The following is a 22,139-nucleotide window of genomic DNA, read 5'->3' as shown; positions in this document are numbered from 1 at the left end:
GAGCACCCCTTACATGCTGACTTCAACTCGTTTCTGAAGGACGGCGGGCAGCTTGCTCAAGGCGGCATCGGAGGCAACCCGGCAGGGGACAAAGGGAGGCTGGCCCATCTCTTTAAGGGTTTTCAGGCCCTTTTCGGGGTTCAGGAGGTAGTCGAGGAAGAGGACGGCCGCCTCTTTGTTGGGGGCATCTTTGACCAGGGTGATGCCGTAGGTGCAGGATTTTCCCCTTCGGGTGATGAAGGTGCCGGGTTTTTTGCCGGAGACCTTGACCTCAGCGGTTTTGTAGGTGTCGTCGTAGCGGTAGTCCCCTAAGTTGACGGCGCTGGGGAGCTCCACGTATTTCAGGCCGTGCTGCACGGCCACGGAGAGGTATTCAAAGGCGTAGTCCATGTTGCCGGTGTTGAGCAGGGAGATGAGCTCCACGGATTTGGGGCGGATGTTCTTTTTGGGGCGATTGGCGACGAGGGCCTCAAAGAGCCCTTTTTCGCCGTAATGGGTTTCCGCAAGCTTAAGGGCCATGACGCTGCGGTAGCCGCAGGGGTCGAGGTTGGGATCGGAGTGGCCCCACACCACGTCGGTGCGTTTTAATATCTCATGCCAGTTGGTTCCGTTGATCTCGCCTGCGTAGCGGCTTTGCGGCGTGTAGCAGAGGACCAGGCGGTTGGTGGCAAAGCGGATGTTCCAGTCCGCATGGGCCGGGATAAGGCCCTTGTCGATGACGGCGTAATCGGCGGAGGCCATGATGTCGGCGGGCTTGCCCAGCTCCGAGATCATGCGGGCCATTTTGGTGCTGCCCCCGGCTTCCCGCTGGATGTCGATGTCGGGGTGGAGTGCTTCAAAGTCCTTTTCGATTTTTGCAAAGGGGACGGTGAGGCTGCCTGCGTGGAAGATGGTCACCTTGCCTTTGGGGGCGGCCCAAAGGGATGCCGGTAGAAAACAGATAAGTGCCGCAAGAAGGATCGGGCGAAAGAATCGGTTCATGGGTGGGTGTCTCCGTTTGAATGGGGGGATGAACATATGACGATTGGAACGTATAACGATAAACTCATATCTTTGGAAGATAGAAATATCAAGGGGGAATGGGGGCGGTGGCAGGGATGGGAGAATCGTGGAGACACCGGTAGGGGAGGTGTCTGCACCCGTGGCATGCACGGGTGCGTTTCACCTTGTTGGTGTTCTTACAAAAAACGGAGAGGTATCGCGGACGGTGGAACCGCTACACGTGGAGCTCGGAGTTTTTCGGAAGGTACGGTGAGGCCGCGTCGGGCGTCGTTGCCCGGGGTACTGCATCGGCCGTAATGTGGCGGGCCTTTTTCCGGGCCAGGAGTGCCTCGTGGAGAAATTCCAGGGTCCCGAAGAGGATCAGGCAGTAGCCCAGGAGTTCACAGCCCTCTTCCACGGCATTTTTCACCGAGCGCATGTAGCCTTCGTGCATCACCGCCTTCCAGAGCACCTGGCGGCCCATGAGGCGTGAGAACACCAGGACCGTGAGAGCACCTGAGGCCATGACCCCGAAGCTGGGGCGGTTGATAAAGTTGAGAACCGCTGCGCCCAGTGTTTTGCGGTTATGCCAGGCAAGGGCCATGGTGAAGATGCCCACACCCAGGGCCAGGGCCTGCCAGGCTCCGTCGAAGACATATTCGTCCAGGGCAAAATCAAATTCGCGGATAATGGCAATGCAGGCACCTCCCACCAGGAGCGAGGTCAGGGGGGCGTCGGGTTTGTTGATGTGGCCTGCCAGGTAAGCCGATACCGCAGTGAGCATCAGGAGAGTCACCTCAAGGCTTTCAAGGAGAGAATTTTCAGAGAAAAGAAGTTCTCCGGAGTGTTGTTGGGCTTCCCTGGTCACAAGGAGGACCATGGTTCCAAGAAAAAGAATATAAAACGTAAAACGAAGGGCAGCACTTGCCATTGGGTTGAGTTGTTTAGGAGTCATGTTTTCAGTAGCCGGGGTTTGAGTTGTTTTCGAGTCTCTGCTGTCGATCGTTTATCCGGGGGGACCAATTTGTTGATTTCGTTACTTATAAATGCACCCTCTTTTCGGCGGTGCATTGGATGGCTCATATACCAATCAAAAGTGCTTTGGTTTGTAAACCATATAGTACAGCGGAGGATATGGGAACGCAAATGAATAGTTGGTATGTGGCTGTTTTTCAGGGAGGTTATGCTGATAGTGCGTGATCCGGGATCGTTGATACGAACGGCGTTAACCGCCTGCCGGCACAGGGGCAGAGCAGTTGTTCGTACCATGGGGAGAGGAGATGATCGTATCGGTGGAAGGGGCGGCGAATACACCCAAAGGCTTCCTCGCGGCTCACCACCCCATGGGGGGGACCGGATCGTTCATGGGAAAACAGCCGGGATGAGAGCCGCATGATGCATTGCCGCCTGCCATTCACGGTTACCTGATTGATTTTGCCGCCCTTGGGGAGAGCCGAATTCACCCTGCCTTCTGCGCTCTGGTGCCTTCAATACGGGTGTACTCGGCTCGTGAAAAATCCGGTCTAACGCATCTCCGCTATATCCCGCTCGCTCAGGCGGAAGAGATCCGAGTCTCCGGGGTAGGGGTCGGTCTGGTTCAGGTTGGCCAGGGCGATGAAGTGGTCGAAGTTGTCCAGGATAAGGGTGGCCAGGGCGGGGTCGAAGTGTTCTTCGCGCTGTTTTTCAAAGAATTCGTAGACCACATGGGGCGGGTAGATGGATTTGTAGGGGCGTCGCGACGTGAGGGTGTCGAACACGTCGGCGGCGCAGACGATGCGGCCGGCCAGGGGGATGGCCTCGCCTTTGATGCCTCTGGGGTAGCCGGTGCCGTCCCAGCGTTCGTGGTGGGACAAGGCAATGTCCCGGCCGAGGCGGATGACCTCGGAACTGGAGTTGGCAAGGATCTTGGCGCCAATGGTGGTGTGGGTCTTGATAATATCGAACTCGTCGTCTGTGAGGCGACCGGGTTTGGACAAAATGGCGTCTGGGATCCCGATTTTCCCGATGTCGTGCATGGGGGACGCGTAGCGCAACCGCTCGATGAAGTCATCGGAGAGGTCCATCAGGCTGGCCAGGAGAACGCAGTAGTCGCCCATGCGGACGATGTGGTCCCCGGTGCCCTCGTCCTTGTGCTCGGCTGCCACCACGAGGCGTCGTACCGTATCGAGGTAGGAGTGCTTGATGGTGGCGTGGGCCATCTCCAGCTCGCGCATGAGGCGTCGCTCCCGGATCACCCGTTGCAGTCTCAAGACCACCTCGTTGAGTTCCAGGGGTTTGACCAGGAAGTCCACGGCGCCCATGTGGATGATGGTGTCGTATCGAAACCCCTTGATGTCTCCGGTCATGACCACCACGTCCACCGGAATCTCTTCCTTGAGCTGCTTCAGGAAGCTCAGCCCCCCCATGCCCGCATGTAATATGAGGTGAGCACCAAGTCCATGGGCGTCGTGCGCATGACGGTAAGGGCCTCCTCCCCGGAGGTGGCCGTGAGGCACTGGGCACCCTGTTTTTCAATGGTTTTTTTGAGAAGCAGGAGGGTTGCCGGGTCGTCGTCCACGACCAGGATTCGGGTGGTTTTGAGTTGCATCTCCATGGTGCGTTCCTTCAAAAGGCCTCAGGATTGTCGCGCGGCGTATGGCGGTGATGGCCTTGGGAAGCCTGAAGCGGTGTCTGTCGCTTCTCCGCTGGGTACGGTCACGAACGGCGAATAATCCACCAAGGTGCCCTTGAGGCATTTCGGGCACCGGCGTCGGGGAGACCGCATCTGAATCAGGCGCACCATTGTTGGGTGAAACCGTCGGGTTTCGTCCCTTCCGAAACCAAGGAGAGGGGGCGTGGCGCTTTCAGTAAAGGTACGATTTATCATACCACAGGCCGATGGATTACAAAATGGTTCCCCGTAGGGAGTGAAGAGAGAGAGAGGGGGACACGGATCAGGGAGCCGAGATCCAGAAAAAAAACGCCGTTCGCCCCTTTACAGGGGAAGTGGATGACCTTAGATTGAATCATGATTCAAAGTTCAATGACGCCTCCACGGCCTCAGTTATGGTGAAGACCATGGGGGCCATGGATCACGTTTGAACCTACAGAACCTTAATTATGTAATAAAATGGTGCGCCTTTGGCAGGGCTTCATGGGGCCCTTGCAGCCGAGCCCATTGGGGCGATGGGGGCGTGGTGCCAGCGATCTCTGGACAGCGACGGTTCAAAATTGGGGCCACACAGCCCCATCCGTCGGGAGGAGAGAAACGTGGCAGTCAGTGTCGACAAAGAGCAGGCCATCCACAAGGCGGCCATCGAGGTGATCAGCGAGTACGGGTTCCACAAGGCCAAGATGGCAAAGATCGCCGAGGTGGCCGGGGTGAGTGCGGGGAGCCTCTATACGTACTACAGCGACAAGGACCATATCCTCGACCGGATTTTCGAGGTGCTCTGGAAAAAGGACTGGGCCGGTCTCATGCCCCTGGCCACCCAGGTGCAGCTGGAGAAGCTGGAAGCAGCCATCGACCTGATCTTTGACGTGCTTACCGAAGATCGGAATCTGATCATCGTGTTTGCCAACGAATTCAATAATTTCATGAAAAACAAAGAGGTGAGCTTTGCTCGTCATTACACTGAGTTCCAGGGGGCCTTTCTCTCCATACTGACGGAGGGGCAGGCCCAGGGGGTGGTGAATCCCCACCTTCCCGGGGAGGTGATCTGCGATTTTATTCTGGGGGGCATCCGAAAGATCCTGTACGAACGGGTCACAAGTGACCGGGAGAACGACTGGGCCACCCTGCGCACCCACATCAAGGCCATGATCCGGCGGGGAGTGCTGGTGTGATGGGACGGTGGCGACGAGGCTTGAAATGGATCCCGTGGTTTCTGGCGGTGGCGTGGTGCTGGGCTGCCGTGGCCGCAGCCGGTGACTTGACCCTGGATGAGGCCCTCTCCCGCATGGAAGCGGGCAACGACACCCTGGCCGCGGCCCGGGAGGAGAAAGCGGCCAAAACCTATGAAAAGGAGGCGGCTTTCGGCCTTCATCTGCCCTCGGTGAAAGCCTCCATGCGCTGGACGCGCATCGATGAGCCCATTGAGATTGATTTGTCGGGTATCCATGATGCCATGAGCTTTCTCCACGGGCCGAATCCTGCCACAGGGAGCCCCGGAGACCCCCGATTGGCATATGTGCCCGCGTTTACCATGCCGGTCCAGGACGACACCTTTGTCAAAGGGCGTATCACCAGCTTCGTTGCCCCTGTTGCGCAGGAGGCGTCCGGCGGCCAACCAGGCGGCCTCATCCCGGGTCCAGGAGTCGGATGCCCGGCTTCGGGAGACAGGCAGCCGGTTGATGCGGGATATGGTGACGCGTTACTACGGCCTTCGCTTTGCAAAAAAGGTGGTGGATGCCCGTGCCGCGTATTTAAAGGGGATGGAGCAGCATGTGTCTGAGGCCAGGCAGCTGGAGGCCCAGGGGATGATTTCCCGTTCGGAGCGTCTCCACGCGGAGGTGGCCCGGGCCGAAGCCGAGCGCCTGTTGAAGCGGTCTGTGCGGGACCGGGACATCGCAGAAACAGCCCTTGCGAACCTTCTGGCCGAAGAGCAGGGAGGACCCGGGGCGATTCATCCTGTCTCCCCTCTGTTTCTGACCCGGGACATTGAGCCCATGGATTACTTTGTCTCTGCGGCCCTTCGCTTGAACCCGATGCTACAGCAAATCGATGAAAAGGGTGTGCAGGCCAGGGCCGGGGTCAAGGCGGAGAAAGGGGCCTTGCTCCCCAAGGTTTATCTTTTTGCCAGGCAGGAGCTGGTGACGGACGACCTGACCATGCTTGAGCCAGAGTGGGCGGCGGGTGTGGGGATGGAGATGTCTCTTTTTGAAGGGTTCTCTTCGGTGAATCGCCTTCGATCTGCCCGTGTCCAGACCTCCCGGGTGGCGCACATATCCGCCCAGGCAAAACGGGACATCGCAACCATGACGGAGAAACTCTACTGCGAGGTGCTGGCCCAGGTGGAGCAGTACGACGCTTTGAAAACCTCACGGACTCTGGCCAGGGAGGCCGTTCGAGTCCAGACACGGGCCTTTGAGGAAGGCTATGCCACCTCCCTGGATGTGGTGGATGCCCGGCTCACCCTGTCCGGGGTAGTGATCACGCAGCTCCTGGCTGTTTACGAATACGACGTGGCCCTGGCACGGCTCCTGGAAACGGCGGGGCTGACTCAGGCGTTTCATACCTATCGCAACGACAAGGAACTGGAGGTGACCTTTTGATGAAGAAACCCTACGCAGCATGGACAATGGTTCTGGTGGGGCTGGCGGCCACCGTGGGGGCTGTGTGCCTTTTGGGCATGAACCCCGCTCCCCTGGTGGTCCAGGGGGAAGTGGACGCCACCCGGATTGATGTGGCTTCCAAGGTGCCGGGGCGTGTCTCCGAGGTCTTTGTTGCCCGCGGGGAGCGGGTGGTCAAGGGGCAGCCCCTGTTTGTCATCGACAGCCCGGAGATAAGGGCCAGGGTTCGCCAGGCCCGGGCCGCGGTGGAAGGGGCCAACGCCCAGCTCACTAAGGCCAACCGGGGGGCAAGGGAAGAGGAGGTCCGGGCGGCCCGTAACCTGTGGCGCAAAGCCGAGGCAGGGCTGACCCTGGCCAAAAAGACCCATGCCCGTGTGGCAAAGCTTCACGCCGACGGGGTCCTGCCTGCTCAGAAGCTCGACGAAGCCTTTGCGCAGCTCGAAGCGGCCCGTCGCAGCGCAGAGGCGGCGCGTGCAGCCTATGAGATGGCAGAGAAAGGCGCCCGGGAAGAGGACAAGGAGGCGGCCCTGGCCATGGTAAGCAGGGCTTCAGGTGCTTTGGCCGAGGCCGAGGCCTTTGAGGAGGAGACCCGCCTTGCGGCGCCGCGGGCCGCCGAGGTGTCGGATATCGTGGTGGACCCCGGGGAGCTCGCCGCCACAGGGTGTCCGGTGGTGACCCTGGTGGACCTGGCCGATGTGTGGGTGACCTTCAACCTGCGGGAGGACCTGCTGGCAGGGATTCGCATGGGCAGTACCCTGCGTGCGGAGATTCCGGCCCTGGGCAACCGGGAGGTCACCCTGACGGTCAATCACATCGCAGCCCTGGGGGCCTTTGCCACCTGGCACGCCACCAAGGCCACCGGGGACTTCGACATGAAGACCTTTGAGGTGCGGGCTGTGCCCCAGGACGGGGTTGAGGGGCTGCGCCCCGGCATGAGCGCGGTGGTGGCCTGGGACATGGGCAGCTGAGGTGAAGGCCATGACGTGTGTTGCAAAGGTGGTGGCCCGGGAGCGGGACGCCCTTCTCAGCGACCGGCTTTTTCGGCTGCTGACCGTCGGGTTTCCCCTTGCCGCCCTGATTCTGTTCACCGCCCTGTTCCGCCAGGGAAGCCCGGAAAACCTGCCGGTGGCCGTATGCGATCAGGACAGGACCGTCCTCTCCCGTTCGATGGTTCGTATGGTGGAGGCCACCTCCTCCATGGCCGTTGTGCCGGTGGCCGACCCGGAGGCGGGTCGCCGTGCCATCCTTTCGGGCAGGGCCTACGGGCTTCTGGTTCTTGCCGAGGGCATGGAGAGGGAGGTGGTGGCCGGAAGGGCGTCGGTGTCCCGGTTTTACATCAACAACCAGATCATGCTGCCGGCCGGGGTTATCAAGCGGGCCATGCTGAAGGTCTTCTCCGGGGCCTCGGCCGGGGTGAAGCTGAGGGTGAACCTGGCAAAGGGGATGCCCGAGGCCCGGGCCAGGGAGCGCCTTGACGGCATCCATGTGGCCTCCCGTGTCCTTTATAATCCCAACCTTGATTACCGATGGTATCTGTATGCAGCCATCTGCCCCTTTCTCATGAAGATTTTTATCATGAGCGCCACGGTGTGGAGCGTGGGCAGGGAGATGAAATCGGAGACCGTGCCGGCCTGGCTCCGGGCTTCCGAAGGGCGGGTTCATGCAGCCCTCTTTGGAAAGCTTGCGCCCCAGACGCTCTGGTTCACTCTGGTGTGCTGGGCCATGCTGACCTTTTTTTTCGGGGCCATGGAGCTTCCTCGCCCCCAGCGGGTGGCCACCCTCATGGGGGGCACCGTTCTTTTTGTTGCGGCCTGCCAGGCCGCCGCCCTTTTTCTGGTGGCCTTTACCGGAGGCCTTGCCAAGGCGGTGAGCATGATGAGCCTTTACGCGGGCTCGGCCTTTGTCTTTGCCGGGGTCACCTTTCCGGCGGCGGCCATGCCCCTTCCTGCGCGGGTCTGGCACGCCACCTTGCCGCTGACGCACATGGTGCGGCTGATCAACGAGCAGGCCTTAAAGGGCCTTGCCTTTGACGGGTCCGCAGGCACCCTTCTGGCCTTTGTGGCCATCGGGCTGGCGTGCGGTGTCCCGGCCTGGGCCAGGCTTTGCCAGAGGCTGTCGGCAGCGGGCCAGGCACCGGGAGGGTTGTCATGAACTGGTTTCGATTGATTGCAGGCGAGTTGAGCCTGGCCTTGGGGGACTCCGCCACCCGTCTGTTGCTGCTGGGCTCGGTGGTGCTGTACGCGTTTTTTTATCCTTACCCCTATTCACCGGAGGTGCAGGACCATGTGCCGGTGGTCGTGGTGGACCTGGATCACACCAGCCTCTCCCGCCAGTTGATCCGCATGGCAGGTGCCGGGGACAGGGTGCGGGTGGCTGTCCGGGCCCCCACCCTTGACCGTGCCAAGGCCCTGTGCCGGTCCGGGGAGGTTCAGGGGATCTTCCTTGTGCCCGAGGGGTTCCAGGGCAAGGTGCTCAAAGGGGCAAAGGCTGAGGTGGCCGTCTGGAGCGAGGCCTTGAGCTTTTTCACCTACCGCCAGGTGGCCACCGGGCTGCTGGTCGCTTCCAAGACCCTGTCGGCGGGCATCGAGATGAAGCGCCTGACGGCGGCGGGGCTGAGCGAAGAAGCGGCCTTTTCTGCCATGGAGCCCCTGCCGCTTCAGACGGTGCAGCTCTTTAACCCCGCAGGGGGGTACGGCACCTACGTGGTGCCCCTGGTCTTTGCCCTGATTCTCCAGCAGACCCTGCTCATGGGGGTGGGGATGGTGGCCGGTGCCCGGTCCGAGGCCGGGGACAGCTCCTGGTTTTCCGCAGGGCCGGGGCTTTTGGGGGCCGTGCAGGCTGTGTCGTCCAAACTGGCAGCCTACCTGCTTCTCTACAGCATCCACGCCCTGGTCTATTTCGGGGTGCTGCATCGGTTCTACCGGTTTGTTGCGCGCGGGGCGGTGTGTGAGATGGCTGTGGTCATGGCCCTGTTTCTCGTATCCGTCATTCTGTTTGCCCTGACCCTTTCGGTGCTTTTTCCCCATCGGGAGACCAGCCTCTTTGTGCTCATCGGCACCTCCATGCCGGCGATTTTTCTTTCCGGCATCTCCTGGCCGGTGGAGGTTTTTCCCCTCTGGCTGAGAATCGTTTCCTATGGGATCCCGAGTACGGCAGGCATCGACGGGTTTTTGAGGGTCTCCACCATGGGGGCGGGCCTTGGGGATGTGGCAAAGGATGTTGCCATCCTGGCGGGGCTGGCGGTGGTCTATTTTTTTTCTGCGGTGTGGGTGTTTTTCAAAAAGAGCGGGGGCTGAGGCCCGGGGCTGTGGGTGGCTTCAAACAAAAAAAAGCCTGCTGATCGTCTGATCAGCAGGCTTTTTGTATTTGGTGGAGCTGAGGGGGATCGAACCCCTGACCTCATGACTGCCAGTCATGCGCTCTCCCAGCTGAGCTACAGCCCCGAAATCGGGTGGCGTCCATGATGATGTTCCGGTGACGCGTGGCTCTTTACATAGGGAAAATGGGGTGGGTCTGTCAATCGGAATTTTTGCAGCCAGCGCCCGAAATGCCGTGGTGGCCACTGCGGAAACGCCAAAAATCCCGTTCCCACAGCGGGTTGCCCTGCAAGACGTGGCACGTGATTTTTTTTGTTACGCCTCCGGTTTTGCCCCTTTAATGGGACCCGGGACCTCACGCCAGGGACTGGGTGACCGAGGCCACCGCCTCTTTGGCCTTGGCCGCGATCTCTTCCAGCTCTTCGGGGGTGAGGCCGAGCTCTTTGACCGAGTCGGGGCTCATACGGCTGTGGGCCCCTGTGGGGTCGGGACTCTCCATGGTGCGCATGGCCAGGGCATCGGCCACGTGGATGATGTGGGCCAGGGGGCTGTTTCCATCATCCGGGGTGTGCTGGAAGCGAATCGCTTCGGTCTGCACCCTGGGCAGGTTCCATTTTTGGAAGAAGAGGCCGGCCACTTCGGCGTGGGTGAACCCGAAGAGTTCGTTTTCCGCGTCGCAGAAGGTGGTGTGGTTCCGCTTCATGGCTTCGTCGAAGGCGGGCTTGAGCATGCCGATGAAGGGATCAAGCATCAGCAGGCCGGAGTCGTGGATCAACCCGGCGTTGAAGGCGTCGTTGGCAAGGGAGGGGCTTTTTGCCTCGGCAATGAGCCGGGAGGTGTAAGCGCAGGCCAGGCTGTGTTCCCAGAGGTGTCGGGAGGAGAGGCGGTAACCCGCCAGATTTTTTCCCAGCATCCTGGAGGTGCTGACCACGGTGATCAGGTCCGAGATGGCCTGGCAGCCCATGATGGCGGCCGCCTGCTTGACCGTGGAGACCGGGACGCTCAGGCTGTAATAGGCGGAGTTGGCGATTTTCAGGACCCGGGTGGCCAGGGCCTGGTCGGTGTTGATGACCGCACCGATTTCGTTGAATCCACAGGTTTCGTCGGACAGTACGCGAAGGGCCCGTCCCATGACCTCGGGCATGGGGGGCAGGGCCCTTGATTCACGGACGATTTTTTTGAGCAGGGCTTCGCCGTGGTCGGGCAGGCCGTGGTGTGTGTGAGCGGTTTCCTGTTTTTCCACCACGATGGGGGTGCTGCATCCCGGGCAGGGAATGTCGATCCGTCGTCCCTCCGGGATTTTTTCATCGTTTACAGTATAGCTTTTGCCGCATCCGCTGCATGTGACTTTCATTGACTCGACACTCCAGGGTGATCAAAAGAGGACGACGCCGCAAGGGGGGGACATCATGGTGTCGCCCGGGGGTGGAAACGCTCGGAAAAGGGGCGGTTCCGGGGCCGGGCTGAATGTGCCGCGAACCTTATGCCGCATCAAGCGAGAAACGTCGCAATGTGATTATTGAACTCCTCCGGGGATTCCATGGGGGAGAAATGGCCGCACCCTTGAATCACTTTCATGGATGCATCGGGTATCTTATCGCTCAAAAGGCGTCCGTACTTTAGGGGGGTGGAGATATCTTTTTCTGCGGCAAGGACAAGCACACGGCTTCGGATTTCCGGGAGGCGGTCCATCACGTCAAAGGCGTCGCAGGCCGACAGGTCGGCCACGGCCGCGGCGTTGCCTGTCTCCGTGGCCATGTCCAGGGCGTCCTTGAGCTTCGGTGTGCGCCGGGGTTCGGGCACGACAAAGTGAAACAGGGCCTTTTGGTAGGCGTCGTAGTTGGACCGGGCCGCCTCGAGAATGTCGGGCAGGACCCGAAGGCGCGCCCCGGTGTTGGCCAGGATGGCTTCGGGAAACCGGGACGGATGGTCCAGGAGAAGCTGAAGGACGATGCCGCCCCCCATGCTGAGGCCGCAGGGAACCACCGAGGGGAGTCCGGCCCCATCCATAAACTCCAGGACGGCTGAGGCCATCTCCTCAACGGAGGTGTACAGGGGACCCTGGCTGCGGCAGTGGCCGGGAAGGTCCAGGGCCACGGTGTTGAAGCCCGGGGCCAGCCCGCTGACCTGTGCCTCCCAGAATCGGCTGTTCTGTGCGGCACCGTGAATGAAGAGAAGGGTTTTGCGCTGGGGGTCGGGGTGGGGTTGTCCGGCAAGGAAACCAAACCCGTTGAGACGTGAAGACATCATGGGGGCTCCGTGGTGCGGTAAGGGGTTTTTGCCTGTGAGAACCTGTTTGTTAAAGGCCCCCGGCAGGTCCGCCGGAGGCCAGGAATAGCAGAATCGTGTCCGTAATGGTTACTTTTCCGGCAGCATCAGGCCCAAAAGGGGCGTTGCAGCCAGGGAGCAGAGCATGCCCAGGGTGCCGGCTTCCGGGGAGCTGGTCCCGGTGGCGTAGAGGCCGATACACAAGGCAAGGGAGAGCAGGGCCGCGGCCATGGCGCCCCTGCCGTGGACCGGGGATCCTTTGCACAGAAGGCCGAGGAAGAGGGAGCCGATGGCGCCCCAGGAGATGCCGAGGATGGCCACGATGGTGGCCGGGCGCATCCAGGCCAGGGCCACGGAGACCACCACAAAAAAGATGCTGGCCCCGCGCATGAAGAGGGTCAGTCCTTTCTCGGTTGCGTCGTTGTTGAGAAACCCCTGGTAGATGTCCTTGACCAAAGAGGAGCTGGAGATCAGCACCAGGGCGGCCAGGGTGCTCATGGAGGCGGAGAGGACCAGAAGGAGCATAAGGACCGACAGGGAGTCGGGAATGATGTTGGCCAGGAGCTCGGGCATCAGGGCATCGAAAAGGGGTTTTCCGCCTTTGAAGGCCCCGGGGGTGTTGGCAGGGGTCAGGAAGACCCGGGCCGTGGCCCCGGTGAAGTAGGCGATGCCGCCGATGAGCAGGGCAAAGAAGGTGGAGGCCACCATCCCCACCTTGATGGCCCGGTCATCCCGGATGGCGTAGAACTTCTGGACCAGCTGGGGCATGCAGAAGGGGGCCGCGCTGGTGAGAAAGACCAGGCAGAAGAGGGGCCAGGCACCCGGAGGGCCCACAGGGGCCGTGAGTCTGGGGTCGACGGCGGCAAGGGAGGCGGTGAGGTTCTCAAGGCCGCCCCCTGCCTTGACGGTAAAGCCCAGGAGGGTGAGGACCCCGGCCAGCATGATCATGCCGAAGAGCACGTCCAGGGAGGCCATGGCACGATACCCGCCCATGCTCATGTAAAGGGCGGTGAACCCGCCCATGAGAACCAGGGCCAGGGTGTAGGGCAGCTGGAAGTTGGACTGAAAGAGGTAGCTCAGCCCCATGAACACCGCCGAGGTGTAGGGGATGAAAAAGACAAAGACGGCGCAGGAGGCCAGGAGCTTGAAGGCCGGGCTTTTGTAACGGGCCTCGAAGAATTCGGGCATGGTGTGGACGCAGAGCTCTTCGGTCATGCGGCGGATGCGGCTGCCCATGAAGTACCAGACCCCGAAGACCCCCACAAAGGCGTTGCCCAGGGCGATCCAGAGGCCGGAGTAGCCGAAGCCCCATCCGATTTTTCCGGCAAAGCCGATGAAGAGCACTGCAGAGAAGTAGGCGGTGGCATAGGTGAAGGCGCTCATCCACGGGCCGATGGCCCGCCCGCCGAGGAAGAAATCCCCGAAGGAGCTGTTTTTCTTGAGGTTGATGATGCCCACAAAGGCGATGACGGCCGCGTACACGGCGATGACTGCCACTTTGAATCCCATGGTCGATCTCCCGGAGTCCCTGATGAAACACTAATAACGGTGTGCGAACACGCTCAATTCGGTCCGGGGATCATATAGAAGGCCGCACTTTTTGGCAACAGGGCCGGAGGATAAAAGGGCCGTGCCTGTGCCAACCCTCACATCCCGTGGCCTTGTCTGCATTCGGTTCTTGGCGGAAACCGCAGGAAAAACCAGGCACACACCATTGACAGGCCGCGGCAGATGAGATTTACGCCCTTAGCCCTTAGCCCTTAGCCCTTAGCCCTTAGCCCTTAGCCCTTAGCCCTTAGCCCTTAGCCCTTTAGCCCCTATCCTATCTCTTCTTTTAATTCTCGGGACCTTCGTGCCGCGGCGAGCATTCCTTCCCGAATGCCGTCTGCCACGCCCCGGGCTTTCATCTCGTTGATGGCTGCCTCGGTGGTGCCCCCGGGGGATGTGACCTTCCGGCGGAGGTCTTCGGGTTCGTCGTCACTTGCCAGAAGTAGCTTTGCGGCGCCGTTGATGGTTCCTAAGGCCAGTCGCTTGGCGGCTTCGCCGTCAAAGCCCATCTCCCTGGCGGTGTTGATCATGGCCTCCACCACGTAGAAGAAGTAGGCGGGCCCGGAGCCGGAGACGGCGGTGACCCCGTCCATCTGGTCTTCGGAGACGCGCAGCACGTCGCCCATGGCCGAAAGGACTTCCTCTGCCAGGTCCATGTCTTCGGCGGTGGCGTGGCGATTGCCGCAGAGTCCGGACATGCCGGCCAGAACCAGGGACGGGGTGTTGGGCATGACGCGCATGATGGGCAGGAGAGCGGCGAAGGCATCGGGGAGGCCGTCATAGAGGGTTTCTTCATAAAAGGAGAGGGGCAGGCCTGCAGCGATGGTGATGACCTGTTTTCGCTCGCTGACCCGGGTGAGCCCTTTGTCCTGCAGTTCCTTGAGGAGAGGCGCCATGCCCTGGGGCTTGACGGCCAGGACCACGGTGGTGGCCTGGGCAAAGGTATCTGCGGCCGAGGTGGAGGTGTGGACATTGTACTGGGTTTCCAGAGAGCGAAAGTCGCCGCCGAGGTTGAGGGTGAGCTGCCGGCTCTGCACGTTTCCGGATGAGATCAGGGCGCCCGCCATGGCTTCGGCCATGTTTCCTGCACCGATGAAACCGATGCGACTGTCAGATGTGCTCATGGAACTGCTCCTTGAGAAGGGGTTGCTGAAGGTGGAAAGGGAATAAAATTCCGGGAAAAAACCGATGCTTCACGGCGTGGAAGGTGGCGGTGGAGCCTGGCGTTTTTGGACAAAATACCTTGACTTATCGCCGATATATAACATATTTTTATCAAGATATCTATTCACTCCGACCCCGCCAGCGGGGTCTTCCCTGTTTGAGGCTTTTTCGAAAGGTGATGCCAATAATCTATGTTTATTTTAGCCAATTTTATCAAAGCCACGGCCGTGGTTCTTGACATGGCCCTGACCCTTTACCTGTTTGTCGTGATCGCCCGCGCTGTCCTGTCCTGGGTCAACCCGGATCCATACAACGCCATCGTCCGGTTTATCCACAACGCCACCGAACCGGTCCTCTACCGCGTTCGTTCAAAGATTCCGTATCTGGGCGGGATCGATCTTTCCCCCCTGGTGGTGATCGCCGCGATTTATTTCTTGAGAATTTTTCTGGTGGATTCCCTGTATCATCTGGCACGAGGCATGATGTAGGACCCCCCTGGCTAGTAGCCGCATTTTTATTTTAGCGTCTCTCAACGGGCGGTGGGTATCAAAGGGGCCCCGGCGGTATGACGTGGATTTGACACAATCAGGAGTGATTATCCATGGCAAAAATCGATGCGTTCTTTAAGCTGATGCACGATCAGGGTGCGTCCGACCTGCACCTTGCGGCGGGCCAGCCTCCGGCCCTGCGAATCAATGGCGAAATCGAGCGGGTCAAGTACAAGGTGCTGGACAACAACACCTTGAAGGGGATGATCTATGAGATCGCCCCGGAGAGCAAGATCAAGGTGTTTGAAGAGACGGGCGACGTGGATTTCGGCTATGAAATCCCGGGTCTTGCCCGCTACAGGGCCAACTTTTTCATGCAGCGAAACGGGGTCGGGGCCGTGTTCCGGGAGATTCCCAGCCAGATCATGACCGCCGAGCAGCTGGGGCTTCCCCCGGTGATCTCCCGCCTGGCCACCCTTCCGAGGGGGCTGGTTCTCGTCACCGGGCCCACGGGCAGCGGCAAGTCCACCACCCTGGCCGCCATCCTGGATGTGGCCAACCGCATGCGCCAGGACCACATCATCACCATCGAAGACCCCATTGAATTTGTTCACCAGAGCAAAGGCTGCCTCATCAACCACCGCGAGGTGGGCAACCACACCCAGAGCTTCAGCGCCGCGCTCAGGGGGGCCCTGAGGGAGGACCCGGACATCATCCTCGTGGGCGAATTGCGAGACCTGGAGACCATCAGCCTGGCCATTGAGGCGGCCTCCACGGGCCACCTGGTCCTGGCCACCCTGCACACTTCCAGCGCCCCCAAGACCGTGGATCGCCTGGTGGAGGTCTTTCCTGCCAACCAGCAGGCCCAGGTGCGTTCCACCCTGTCCGACAGCATCCGCGCGGTGGTGGCCCAGACCCTGTTCCGGCGCACCGACCGCAAGGGCCGCTGCGTGGCCCTTGAGATCATGATCGCCACCCCGGCGGTGCGGAACCTCATCCGGGAGGGCAAGACCCATCAGATCCCCTCGGCCATCCAGGTGGGACAGAAGTTCGGGATGCAGCTCCTGGACGATTCCATCATGGAGCTCTACAACAAGGGCATGATCAGCTCCGAAGAGGCCTACAGCAAGTCCTACGACAAGCAGCGGTTCAGGCCGCTTCTTGCAGGGGCACCGGATGATTTCACCGACGGTTGATACAGGCTGCGAGCCATGCCGTCGCTTTAGATGCTTCCCGGTTCCTTCCGCGGCCCTCGTCTTTTTCCGAGTGGGCGGTGGGGACCGGGGCGCCGTTATCCAAGGCCATCATCTACAAAAGGGTAGGATATGAGAAAACAGGAGATGGACTACATCCTTTCGCGGATGCTCGATTCTCACAACAACGTCTCGGACCTCAACCTGACCGTGGGGCGTCCCCTGCAGGTGGAGAGCTCGGGCAAGCTGCTCAAGGTGGACCTGGAGCCGGACATCAAGGAGCTCACCCCGTTTCAGACCGAGCAGATCGCCATGAACCTCATCGGGCAGGACCGACGCTTGACCGAGGTCCTCATTCGAACAGGCTCATGCGACCTTTCGTACAGCCTCCCAGGCAAGGCCCGTTTCAGGGTCAATATTTTTTCCCAGTCGGGCAACTACTCCATTGTGCTGCGTCGCCTGGAGACCACGGTCCCCTCGGTAAAGGAGCTGAATCTTCCCAAGGCGTTTTACGAGGTCCCCAAGCTTTTAAACGGCATCGTCTTTGTGACCGGGGCCACGGGCACGGGCAAGACCACTTCCCTTGCCGCCGTGCTCTCCGAGATCAACGCCACGCGGCCTGTGCACGTCATCACCCTTGAAGACCCCATCGAATACCAGCACGCCCACAAGATGGCCACCTTCAACCAGCGGGAGCTGGGCAGCGATTTCGAAAACTTTGCAAGCGGCCTGAGGGCGGCGCTTCGCCAGGCCCCCAAGGTGGTCCTTGTGGGGGAGATGCGGGACAAGGAGACCGTGGAGATCGGGTTGCGGGCGGCCGAGACCGGGCACCTCGTCCTCACCACCCTGCACACCAACAACGCCGGTGCCACCATCAACCGTATCCTGGGGATGTTCGAATCCGAGGAGGAGAAGCAGCTTCGCTTGAGGCTTGCCGATTCGGTGCGCTGGATCATCTGCCAGCGCCTTTTGCCCAAGGTGGGCGGCGGCCGGGTGGCGGCCTTCGAGATCCTGGGCACAAGCCTGAGGGTCAAGGACCTGATCTTAAACGGCGAGTCCGACGGCAAAACCTACGACGACGTCATGGAGCAGGGCAAGCACTTCGGGATGTCCACCTTCGACAATTACATTGTCCAGCTGTATGAGCAGGGCCTGATCACCCAGGAGACCGCCATGGTCTACGCCAGCCACAAGGCGGTGGTGGGGCGCGGTATCGATTCCGTCAAGAGCGCCCGGGGTGAAAAAACCACCGACATCGACTCCCTTGAGATCGATCACGGGTACAAAGAGAAAATGAAGTGAGGCGTTCCGGGGAACGGAAAGATGAACATTACGTGTGAAAAGTGCGGCGGCAAATTCAATTTCCCCGATGACAAGGTCCCGGAAGACCGGACCCTGACCCTGAGCTGCCCCAGGTGCGGAAACAAGTTGTCTGTGGGGCCCCGTGGTGGGACGCCCGTGGGCACCGCCATGGGGTTTGAAGAGGATGACGAGCGAAAGCCGGCCATCCGGTTCGACGAAAAAGAGGCAGACAGCTACGATGACGATGAGAGGCCCTTTGACTTCATGGAAGAGGACGGGCTCACGGCCATTGTCTGCATCAAGGATGAGGAGAGGCGTGAGAAGGTGCGCATTGCCCTGGACCTTCTGGAGTACAGCGTGACCCAGGCCTCGGACACCCGGGAAGCCCTCAAGAACATGCGGTACCACAGCTACGACGTGGTGGTGCTGGATGCCATGTTCGACACCCGGAACCCGGACGTAAACGGCGTGATGATCTACCTGAACCGCCAGCCCATGGTGACACGGCGTCACATGACGGTGTTCCTGATGTCCGACACCCACCGCACCCGCGATGAGATGGTGGGGTTCCATAAGAGCGTGAACATGGTGGTGAACAACCGGGACATCGATAAAATCGACATGATTCTGCAGAAAGGGGTGAGGGAAAATACCCTTTTTTATCGGATTTACAACGAATTTTCAAGGTAGGTGATATGGCGCCTCGCAAACCCGGAACGCCGTATACCTGCGGCGACTATCGCCAGGAGATGGTACTCCTGGGGCTGAAAAAACGTCTGGCTCAAGGCGGGCTTGCCCCGGATGAAAAGAAGGAGCTGGAAGAGGAGATCGCACGGCTGGAAAAGGAGATGGGCATGGACTGACCGCACCGTGCCTGTGGTTATGTTGCAGAAAAGAGATCAAGACGCCGCCCCGGGGAGAGTCCTCCCGGGGGCGGCGTTTTTTGTGATGCCCCTTACTCTTTGAGGACCAGGTCGATGCACATGACCGCTGCCAGGATCAGCTTGCGGGAGATGTGGCCTTGGGGAACCGAGTCCGAGATCTCAAGCATGTAGTTATCGGCGCTGGTGAAGAGCTCTTTGCCGATGCCCGCCCATTTTTTGCTGACGTGGGCCAGCTGCCTGTCTTCCATGAGAAAACGGAAATCCCAGCCGGTCCATTTCCCCTTGAGGGTACAGACGGTTTCATCCTTGGCATCCAGCACGTTGAAGGCCCCGCCGATGGAGAGGAACTTCTGCTTGAACCCGCCGATCATCTCATCGTTTTCATCAAAGACCGTTACCTTGGACAAAAAGAAGGAGACCCCCCGGGAGACTCGGATGAGCTGGTTTCCTTCGGTGTCCCGGATGATGATGTTAAAGGGGGTCATGGTCTTGTATTTGGTGAATCGGAACATTTTGGTGAAAAAGCCCAGCCCCTCTTCCCTGCACTCCATCCAGGTGTCGCCGTTTTCGGGGTCGAAGATATCAAAGTTGCTTGCGGCCTTGAACATGCCTACATGCTCTTTGACAAAAAACAGGTTGTTGCTCAGTACGTCGGCCATGGTCTTTCCTTCCGTGTATGGTTTGTTTCTATGGATCGGTTGGTTTAGGCGGGGTGCTTTTTAAAAAAGCTCCGCAGGAATGTTCGGGGGTTATCCCGTTTCAGGTGAGCAGCCCCTGCGGGGCTGAATCAATACGGTTTGCTTTGGTTTTCCGGGGACAAGGGGCGGCCGAAAGGGGCTCTTTCGGCCGATAGGGTATGGCGGGGAGGCGCTGCGCTTCCCCGGGTTAAAGGCGTTCGCTGATGATGCGGAGGCCCTCCAGGGTGAGCTCGGGCTCAACGGACTCAATGGTGGAGGAGACGTGGCTGATGAGGGTGGCAAGGCCGCCTGTGGCGATGACCTTGGGCGTGCAGCCCAGCTCCTTTTTGATGCGTTCCACCATGCCGTCCACGAGGCCAGCGTATCCGAAAATAATGCCGGACTTCATGCTTTCGGCGGTGTCCAGGCCGATGACCCGCTCGGGCGGAGAGCAGATCTCCACGCGGGGCAGCTTGGAGGCGTTTGCAAACAGGGCCTCGGAGGCGATCATGACGCCCGGAGAGATGGCGCCTCCCATGTATTCCCCTTTGGGGGAGATGATGTCAAAGGTCGTGGCCGTGCCGAAGTCGATGGCGATGATGGCGCACCCGTATTTCTCGTAGGCTGCGATGGCGTTGACGATGCGGTCGGCTCCCACCTCGGCCGGGTTCCGGTAGAGCACGGGCATGAGGTCTTTGGTGGTTTCGTTGTCCACCCAGATGGGGGCGTGGCCGAGGTATTTGGTGCAGAAGGTCTGGAGGATGTCCTTGACGCGGGGAACCACGCTGGAGATGACGGTCTTCCGGATGCTTTGGGGGGTGATGTCCCGCTCCTTGAACAGGCCGTTGACCAGCAGGTTGAACTCGTCCTCCGTCATGTTTTTCTTGGTCATCTCGGTCGTGGATCAGCGTTTTTCCTTCAAAGAGGCCCATCACCGTGTTGGTGTTTCCCACATCGATAACCAGTACCATAGTCTCCTCATCATGGCGGCTTTATGGCCTTTCGGGCGCAAGCCGCCGCTGCCGTTTCTTTCTATCGTCGTTTCTCAAGGGACGGCAAGGGCGAGGGGCCCGACTGCCGGAACATACAAACCCCGGCATCCTACCCCATTTGACGAGCCTCGGCAACACTTCTGCGCGAAGGCGGCGGGCTTCTTGCGTGGACCGGGGGTCAGGACCCGGGAATGGTGACGGTGAAGAGTTCGGGGCTGGCGCTGATGAGGTCGACTCCCCGGGGGAGGGTGATGGCCGCCCTGCGGACATAGATGCCGGAGGCAAGGCCGCGGGTATCGATGACGGCGGAGACCCCTGTGGCTGTCTGTAGCTTATCCACAAGCCGTGCCGGACCCGTCACCGAGATGTCCACGGTGGAAGGTGTGATGGAGATGTGGCGGGATTCGTCCGGGCCGGTGGTGATGGGGATCCCGGCAAGGCGCCTGGTGGCGTGGATCTCTTCTATCTGAACGCGAACGGTGAAGAGCTCGGGGCACAAGGTGAGGTGGCTTTTTCCGGGGTCGTGTTCCGCAGGCACCTTGACGGACAGGGGAGCCGTTGCATCGGAAACCGAGACGGCGGTGGTGCGGATGGGGTACGGCTGGGGCGGCGTTTCGCACCACCTCGGACGGGCCGGAGACCCGGGCAGCGGCGGGGGTCACCGTCACCTCGCCCAGTCGGAATCCCGGGGCGGGGCTGCCCTCCAGGCGAACCGTTACCGGGATGTTTTTCTGGACGGATTCGGCCAGGCGGATATGGACCTCGGACGGGGTGATTTCAAGGATCTCCACGGGGGGGGCTTCTTCCTGGCGCAGGGTGACGGGGTAGGAGCCGTCCATGGCGGGGTGGTCGGGAAGGCTCACCTGGAGGCGGAGCCCCTCCATGTGGTCGAGGTCTGCGGGCGTCCCGCTTACCCGGATCTTGGCCCGGGCGTGGGATTGCCGGACCATGACATAGCCTTCGGGAATCCCGGTGACCTCAATGGGGGAGACCAGGGTGTGCTCCTCCCGCCGGAGCCCTGTGAGAAGGACAAGGGAGAGGAGGAACAGGGCCAGAAGGGCTGCGAGGCCCAGGCCCAGGGCGAATCGGTACAGATGTCTCCGGTTGTGATGTTCCTCTGCGGTCACCGTGGTCTCCGGGGCTCTTGAAGGTGGGGGAAAAGGGGCTTCGCCGGGAAGCCCCGGCTCGGTTATCGGGCCGCCGTGACGTTGTCCATCACCTTCACCGTGACGGCCGTGGATTTGACGTCATGGACGCGGACAATGTGGGCGCCTCCCATGATGGACGCGGAGACCGTGGCCTGGGTGCCGATTTCGATCTCGTCCATGGGAGCGGTGCGTACACCCTCCTCCAGGGTCTTGCGGATGAAGGATTTACGCGACGTGCCCATGAGTACGGGTACGTTCAGGGACTCCAGGTTTTTCAGGTGCTTGATGATGGTGTAGTTGTGGCCCACGGTTTTGCCGAAGCCGATGCCCGGGTCCACGATGATCTTGTCCCGTGCGATGCCCGCGGCCTCGGCCCGCGCGATGGCTTCTTCCAGGTAGGCTTTGACCTCCCCGACGGGATCGTCGTAGGTGGGGCTGTTCTGCATGGTGCTGGGGGTCCCTTTCATGTGCATGAGGACCACGGGCACATCAAACTCAGCCACTACCTTGGCCATCTCCGGGTCGCCGGTGAGGGCGGTGATGTCGTTGATGATGGCGGCGCCTGCTTTAAGGGCCTGCCGGGCCACCTCTGCCTTGACCGTGTCCACGCTGATGGGCACGTCGATGTGTTTGACAAGCTCTTCAACCACCGGTACCACGCGTCGCAGTTCTTCTTCCAGGGACACGGGGTCGGCGTTGGGGCGGGAGGACTCGCCGCCGATGTCGATGATGTCTGCCCCCTCTTCCACCATCTGGCGGGCCCGGTTGACGGCGTTTTGCGCGTTGAAAAACTGGCCGCCGTCGGAGAAGGAGTCCGGGGTGACGTTCAAGATACCCATGATGCAGGTGCGGTGCCCGAGGTTGAGTCGGTGGTTTTTCCAGGAGATGTCGAAGGGGATCATGGCA

Annotated in this window: 24 protein-coding genes and 1 tRNA gene; 11 read left to right on the top strand and 14 right to left on the bottom strand. The window is 60.5% G+C overall.

Going from position 1 to position 22,139, the window contains the following annotated elements; genetic code table 11:
* Positions 1-9: 9 nt before the first annotated feature.
* The 4 genes from wtpA to ACOYW2_RS21280 form a co-directional block, all read right to left on the bottom strand.
* Positions 10-981 carry a tungstate ABC transporter substrate-binding protein WtpA gene (gene wtpA, locus ACOYW2_RS21295; RefSeq protein WP_482767897.1) on the bottom strand — a complete coding sequence of 324 codons (972 nt, stop codon included), beginning with the start codon at positions 979-981 and terminating at the stop codon, positions 10-12.
* A gap of 235 nt (positions 982-1,216) precedes the next feature.
* Positions 1,217-1,765 (bottom strand): hypothetical protein, encoded by a 549-nt coding sequence (locus tag ACOYW2_RS21290; protein ID WP_482767896.1) that lies wholly within the window; start codon positions 1,763-1,765, stop codon positions 1,217-1,219.
* 739 nt (positions 1,766-2,504) lie between these two features.
* Entirely contained in the window at positions 2,505-3,386 is an 882-nt protein-coding gene (locus tag ACOYW2_RS21285) for an HD-GYP domain-containing protein (RefSeq protein WP_482419918.1), read from the bottom strand.
* Complete coding sequence (locus ACOYW2_RS21280) at positions 3,374-3,574, bottom strand: response regulator (RefSeq protein WP_482767895.1); 201 nt, start codon at positions 3,572-3,574, stop codon at positions 3,374-3,376. Before ACOYW2_RS21280 ends, ACOYW2_RS21285 begins: the two co-directional genes overlap by 13 nt.
* Positions 3,575-4,230: 656 nt before the next feature.
* Between ACOYW2_RS21280 and ACOYW2_RS21275 the strand changes: the two genes are divergently transcribed.
* From ACOYW2_RS21275 to ACOYW2_RS21250, 6 genes are read left to right on the top strand one after another with little or no spacing between them, the layout of a single operon-like run.
* Positions 4,231-4,806, top strand: a complete 576-nt coding sequence (locus ACOYW2_RS21275; RefSeq protein WP_482419916.1) for a TetR/AcrR family transcriptional regulator — start codon at positions 4,231-4,233, stop codon at positions 4,804-4,806.
* Between the two features lie 20 nt (positions 4,807-4,826).
* A complete protein-coding gene (locus ACOYW2_RS21270) occupies positions 4,827-5,414 on the top strand; it encodes a hypothetical protein (protein WP_482767894.1) in 588 nt (195 codons plus the stop codon).
* Positions 5,314-6,234, top strand: coding sequence for a TolC family protein (locus tag ACOYW2_RS21265; protein ID WP_482767893.1), 921 nt, complete (start codon positions 5,314-5,316; stop codon positions 6,232-6,234). The genes ACOYW2_RS21270 and ACOYW2_RS21265 overlap by 101 nt, the downstream gene beginning before the upstream one ends.
* Positions 6,234-7,220, top strand: coding sequence for an HlyD family secretion protein (locus tag ACOYW2_RS21260; protein ID WP_482767892.1), 987 nt, complete (start codon positions 6,234-6,236; stop codon positions 7,218-7,220). The genes ACOYW2_RS21265 and ACOYW2_RS21260 overlap by 1 nt, the downstream gene beginning before the upstream one ends.
* A 10-nt stretch (positions 7,221-7,230) precedes the next feature.
* On the top strand, positions 7,231-8,403 hold the full coding sequence (locus ACOYW2_RS21255; RefSeq protein ID WP_482767891.1) for an ABC transporter permease: 1,173 nt from the start codon (positions 7,231-7,233) through the stop codon (positions 8,401-8,403).
* Complete coding sequence (locus ACOYW2_RS21250) at positions 8,400-9,548, top strand: ABC transporter permease (RefSeq protein WP_482767890.1); 1,149 nt, start codon at positions 8,400-8,402, stop codon at positions 9,546-9,548. The genes ACOYW2_RS21255 and ACOYW2_RS21250 overlap by 4 nt, the downstream gene beginning before the upstream one ends.
* 71 nt (positions 9,549-9,619) lie before the next feature.
* On the opposite strand, the gene ACOYW2_RS21245 is transcribed toward ACOYW2_RS21250, so the two are convergent.
* The 5 genes from ACOYW2_RS21245 to proC form a co-directional block, all read right to left on the bottom strand.
* Positions 9,620-9,695 (bottom strand) — tRNA-Ala (locus ACOYW2_RS21245).
* A gap of 229 nt (positions 9,696-9,924) precedes the next feature.
* Entirely contained in the window at positions 9,925-10,923 is a 999-nt protein-coding gene (locus ACOYW2_RS21240) for an HDOD domain-containing protein (protein ID WP_482767889.1), read from the bottom strand.
* Between the two features lie 137 nt (positions 10,924-11,060).
* Complete coding sequence (locus ACOYW2_RS21235; protein ID WP_482767888.1) at positions 11,061-11,819, bottom strand: alpha/beta fold hydrolase; 759 nt, start codon at positions 11,817-11,819, stop codon at positions 11,061-11,063.
* 108 nt (positions 11,820-11,927) lie between these two features.
* Positions 11,928-13,346, bottom strand: coding sequence for a sodium:solute symporter family protein (locus ACOYW2_RS21230; RefSeq protein WP_482767887.1), 1,419 nt, complete (start codon positions 13,344-13,346; stop codon positions 11,928-11,930).
* A 308-nt stretch (positions 13,347-13,654) separates the two neighbouring features.
* Positions 13,655-14,509, bottom strand: coding sequence for a pyrroline-5-carboxylate reductase (gene proC, locus ACOYW2_RS21225; RefSeq protein ID WP_482767886.1), 855 nt, complete (start codon positions 14,507-14,509; stop codon positions 13,655-13,657).
* Positions 14,510-14,740: 231 nt separating this feature from the next.
* Here proC and ACOYW2_RS21220 point away from each other — a divergent pair, with 231 nt between their 5' ends.
* The 5 genes from ACOYW2_RS21220 (at position 14,741) to ACOYW2_RS21200 (ending at position 18,395) form a co-directional block, all read left to right on the top strand.
* Positions 14,741-15,037, top strand: coding sequence for a YggT family protein (locus ACOYW2_RS21220; RefSeq protein WP_482417968.1), 297 nt, complete (start codon positions 14,741-14,743; stop codon positions 15,035-15,037).
* A gap of 113 nt (positions 15,038-15,150) precedes the next feature.
* Positions 15,151-16,233: a type IV pilus twitching motility protein PilT gene (locus tag ACOYW2_RS21215; RefSeq protein ID WP_482417967.1), complete on the top strand. Its 1,083-nt coding sequence runs from the start codon at positions 15,151-15,153 to the stop codon at positions 16,231-16,233.
* A 129-nt stretch (positions 16,234-16,362) separates the two neighbouring features.
* A complete protein-coding gene (locus ACOYW2_RS21210; RefSeq protein WP_482417966.1) occupies positions 16,363-17,532 on the top strand; it encodes a type IV pilus twitching motility protein PilT in 1,170 nt (389 codons plus the stop codon).
* 21 nt (positions 17,533-17,553) lie between these two features.
* Positions 17,554-18,222, top strand: coding sequence for a zinc-ribbon domain-containing protein (locus ACOYW2_RS21205; RefSeq protein ID WP_482767885.1), 669 nt, complete (start codon positions 17,554-17,556; stop codon positions 18,220-18,222).
* Positions 18,223-18,227: 5 nt separating this feature from the next.
* On the top strand, positions 18,228-18,395 hold the full coding sequence (locus tag ACOYW2_RS21200) for a hypothetical protein (RefSeq protein ID WP_482767884.1): 168 nt from the start codon (positions 18,228-18,230) through the stop codon (positions 18,393-18,395).
* Positions 18,396-18,487: 92 nt separating this feature from the next.
* Here the strand turns inward: ACOYW2_RS21200 and ACOYW2_RS21195 are convergent, their stop codons facing one another.
* The 5 genes from ACOYW2_RS21195 to folP all read right to left on the bottom strand — a co-directional run bounded on the left by ACOYW2_RS21195 (position 18,488) and on the right by folP (position 22,135).
* Complete coding sequence (locus tag ACOYW2_RS21195) at positions 18,488-19,075, bottom strand: LURP-one-related family protein (protein ID WP_180142933.1); 588 nt, start codon at positions 19,073-19,075, stop codon at positions 18,488-18,490.
* A gap of 226 nt (positions 19,076-19,301) precedes the next feature.
* The gene (locus tag ACOYW2_RS21190) at positions 19,302-19,985 is read right to left on the bottom strand and encodes a type III pantothenate kinase (RefSeq protein ID WP_482767883.1); all 684 of its coding nucleotides are present in this window, start codon (positions 19,983-19,985) and stop codon (positions 19,302-19,304) included.
* 278 nt (positions 19,986-20,263) lie between these two features.
* Positions 20,264-20,425 carry a hypothetical protein gene (locus tag ACOYW2_RS21185; RefSeq protein ID WP_482767882.1) on the bottom strand — a complete coding sequence of 54 codons (162 nt, stop codon included), beginning with the start codon at positions 20,423-20,425 and terminating at the stop codon, positions 20,264-20,266.
* On the bottom strand, positions 20,418-21,212 hold the full coding sequence (locus ACOYW2_RS21180; RefSeq protein ID WP_482767881.1) for a CdaR family protein: 795 nt from the start codon (positions 21,210-21,212) through the stop codon (positions 20,418-20,420). Before ACOYW2_RS21180 ends, ACOYW2_RS21185 begins: the two co-directional genes overlap by 8 nt.
* A 62-nt stretch (positions 21,213-21,274) precedes the next feature.
* Positions 21,275-22,135, bottom strand: a complete 861-nt coding sequence (gene folP, locus ACOYW2_RS21175; RefSeq protein WP_482767880.1) for a dihydropteroate synthase — start codon at positions 22,133-22,135, stop codon at positions 21,275-21,277.
* Positions 22,136-22,139: the final 4 nt, after the last annotated feature.

Source organism: Desulfoluna sp. CLI2B (assembly GCF_056847375.1).
This window is presented reverse-complemented; position numbering and strand designations above follow the sequence as displayed.

Coding starts and splice junctions, on each gene's coding strand:
- ACOYW2_RS21210 (WP_482417966.1), top strand. CDS start 16,363: ATGAGAAAACAGGAGATGGACTACATCCTTTCGCGGATGCTCGATTCT.
- ACOYW2_RS21255 (WP_482767891.1), top strand. CDS start 7,231: ATGACGTGTGTTGCAAAGGTGGTGGCCCGGGAGCGGGACGCCCTTCTC.
- ACOYW2_RS21280 (WP_482767895.1), bottom strand. CDS start 3,574: ATGGAGATGCAACTCAAAACCACCCGAATCCTGGTCGTGGACGACGAC.
- ACOYW2_RS21190 (WP_482767883.1), bottom strand. CDS start 19,985: ATGACCAAGAAAAACATGACGGAGGACGAGTTCAACCTGCTGGTCAAC.
- proC (WP_482767886.1), bottom strand. CDS start 14,509: ATGAGCACATCTGACAGTCGCATCGGTTTCATCGGTGCAGGAAACATG.
- ACOYW2_RS21235 (WP_482767888.1), bottom strand. CDS start 11,819: ATGATGTCTTCACGTCTCAACGGGTTTGGTTTCCTTGCCGGACAACCC.
- ACOYW2_RS21220 (WP_482417968.1), top strand. CDS start 14,741: ATGTTTATTTTAGCCAATTTTATCAAAGCCACGGCCGTGGTTCTTGAC.
- folP (WP_482767880.1), bottom strand. CDS start 22,135: ATGATCCCCTTCGACATCTCCTGGAAAAACCACCGACTCAACCTCGGG.
- ACOYW2_RS21205 (WP_482767885.1), top strand. CDS start 17,554: ATGAACATTACGTGTGAAAAGTGCGGCGGCAAATTCAATTTCCCCGAT.
- ACOYW2_RS21195 (WP_180142933.1), bottom strand. CDS start 19,075: ATGGCCGACGTACTGAGCAACAACCTGTTTTTTGTCAAAGAGCATGTA.
- wtpA (WP_482767897.1), bottom strand. CDS start 981: ATGAACCGATTCTTTCGCCCGATCCTTCTTGCGGCACTTATCTGTTTT.
- ACOYW2_RS21290 (WP_482767896.1), bottom strand. CDS start 1,765: ATGCTCACTGCGGTATCGGCTTACCTGGCAGGCCACATCAACAAACCC.
- ACOYW2_RS21230 (WP_482767887.1), bottom strand. CDS start 13,346: ATGGGATTCAAAGTGGCAGTCATCGCCGTGTACGCGGCCGTCATCGCC.
- ACOYW2_RS21250 (WP_482767890.1), top strand. CDS start 8,400: ATGAACTGGTTTCGATTGATTGCAGGCGAGTTGAGCCTGGCCTTGGGG.
- ACOYW2_RS21200 (WP_482767884.1), top strand. CDS start 18,228: ATGGCGCCTCGCAAACCCGGAACGCCGTATACCTGCGGCGACTATCGC.
- ACOYW2_RS21265 (WP_482767893.1), top strand. CDS start 5,314: ATGCGGGATATGGTGACGCGTTACTACGGCCTTCGCTTTGCAAAAAAG.
- ACOYW2_RS21260 (WP_482767892.1), top strand. CDS start 6,234: ATGAAGAAACCCTACGCAGCATGGACAATGGTTCTGGTGGGGCTGGCG.
- ACOYW2_RS21240 (WP_482767889.1), bottom strand. CDS start 10,923: ATGAAAGTCACATGCAGCGGATGCGGCAAAAGCTATACTGTAAACGAT.
- ACOYW2_RS21285 (WP_482419918.1), bottom strand. CDS start 3,386: ATGGGGGGGCTGAGCTTCCTGAAGCAGCTCAAGGAAGAGATTCCGGTG.
- ACOYW2_RS21215 (WP_482417967.1), top strand. CDS start 15,151: ATGGCAAAAATCGATGCGTTCTTTAAGCTGATGCACGATCAGGGTGCG.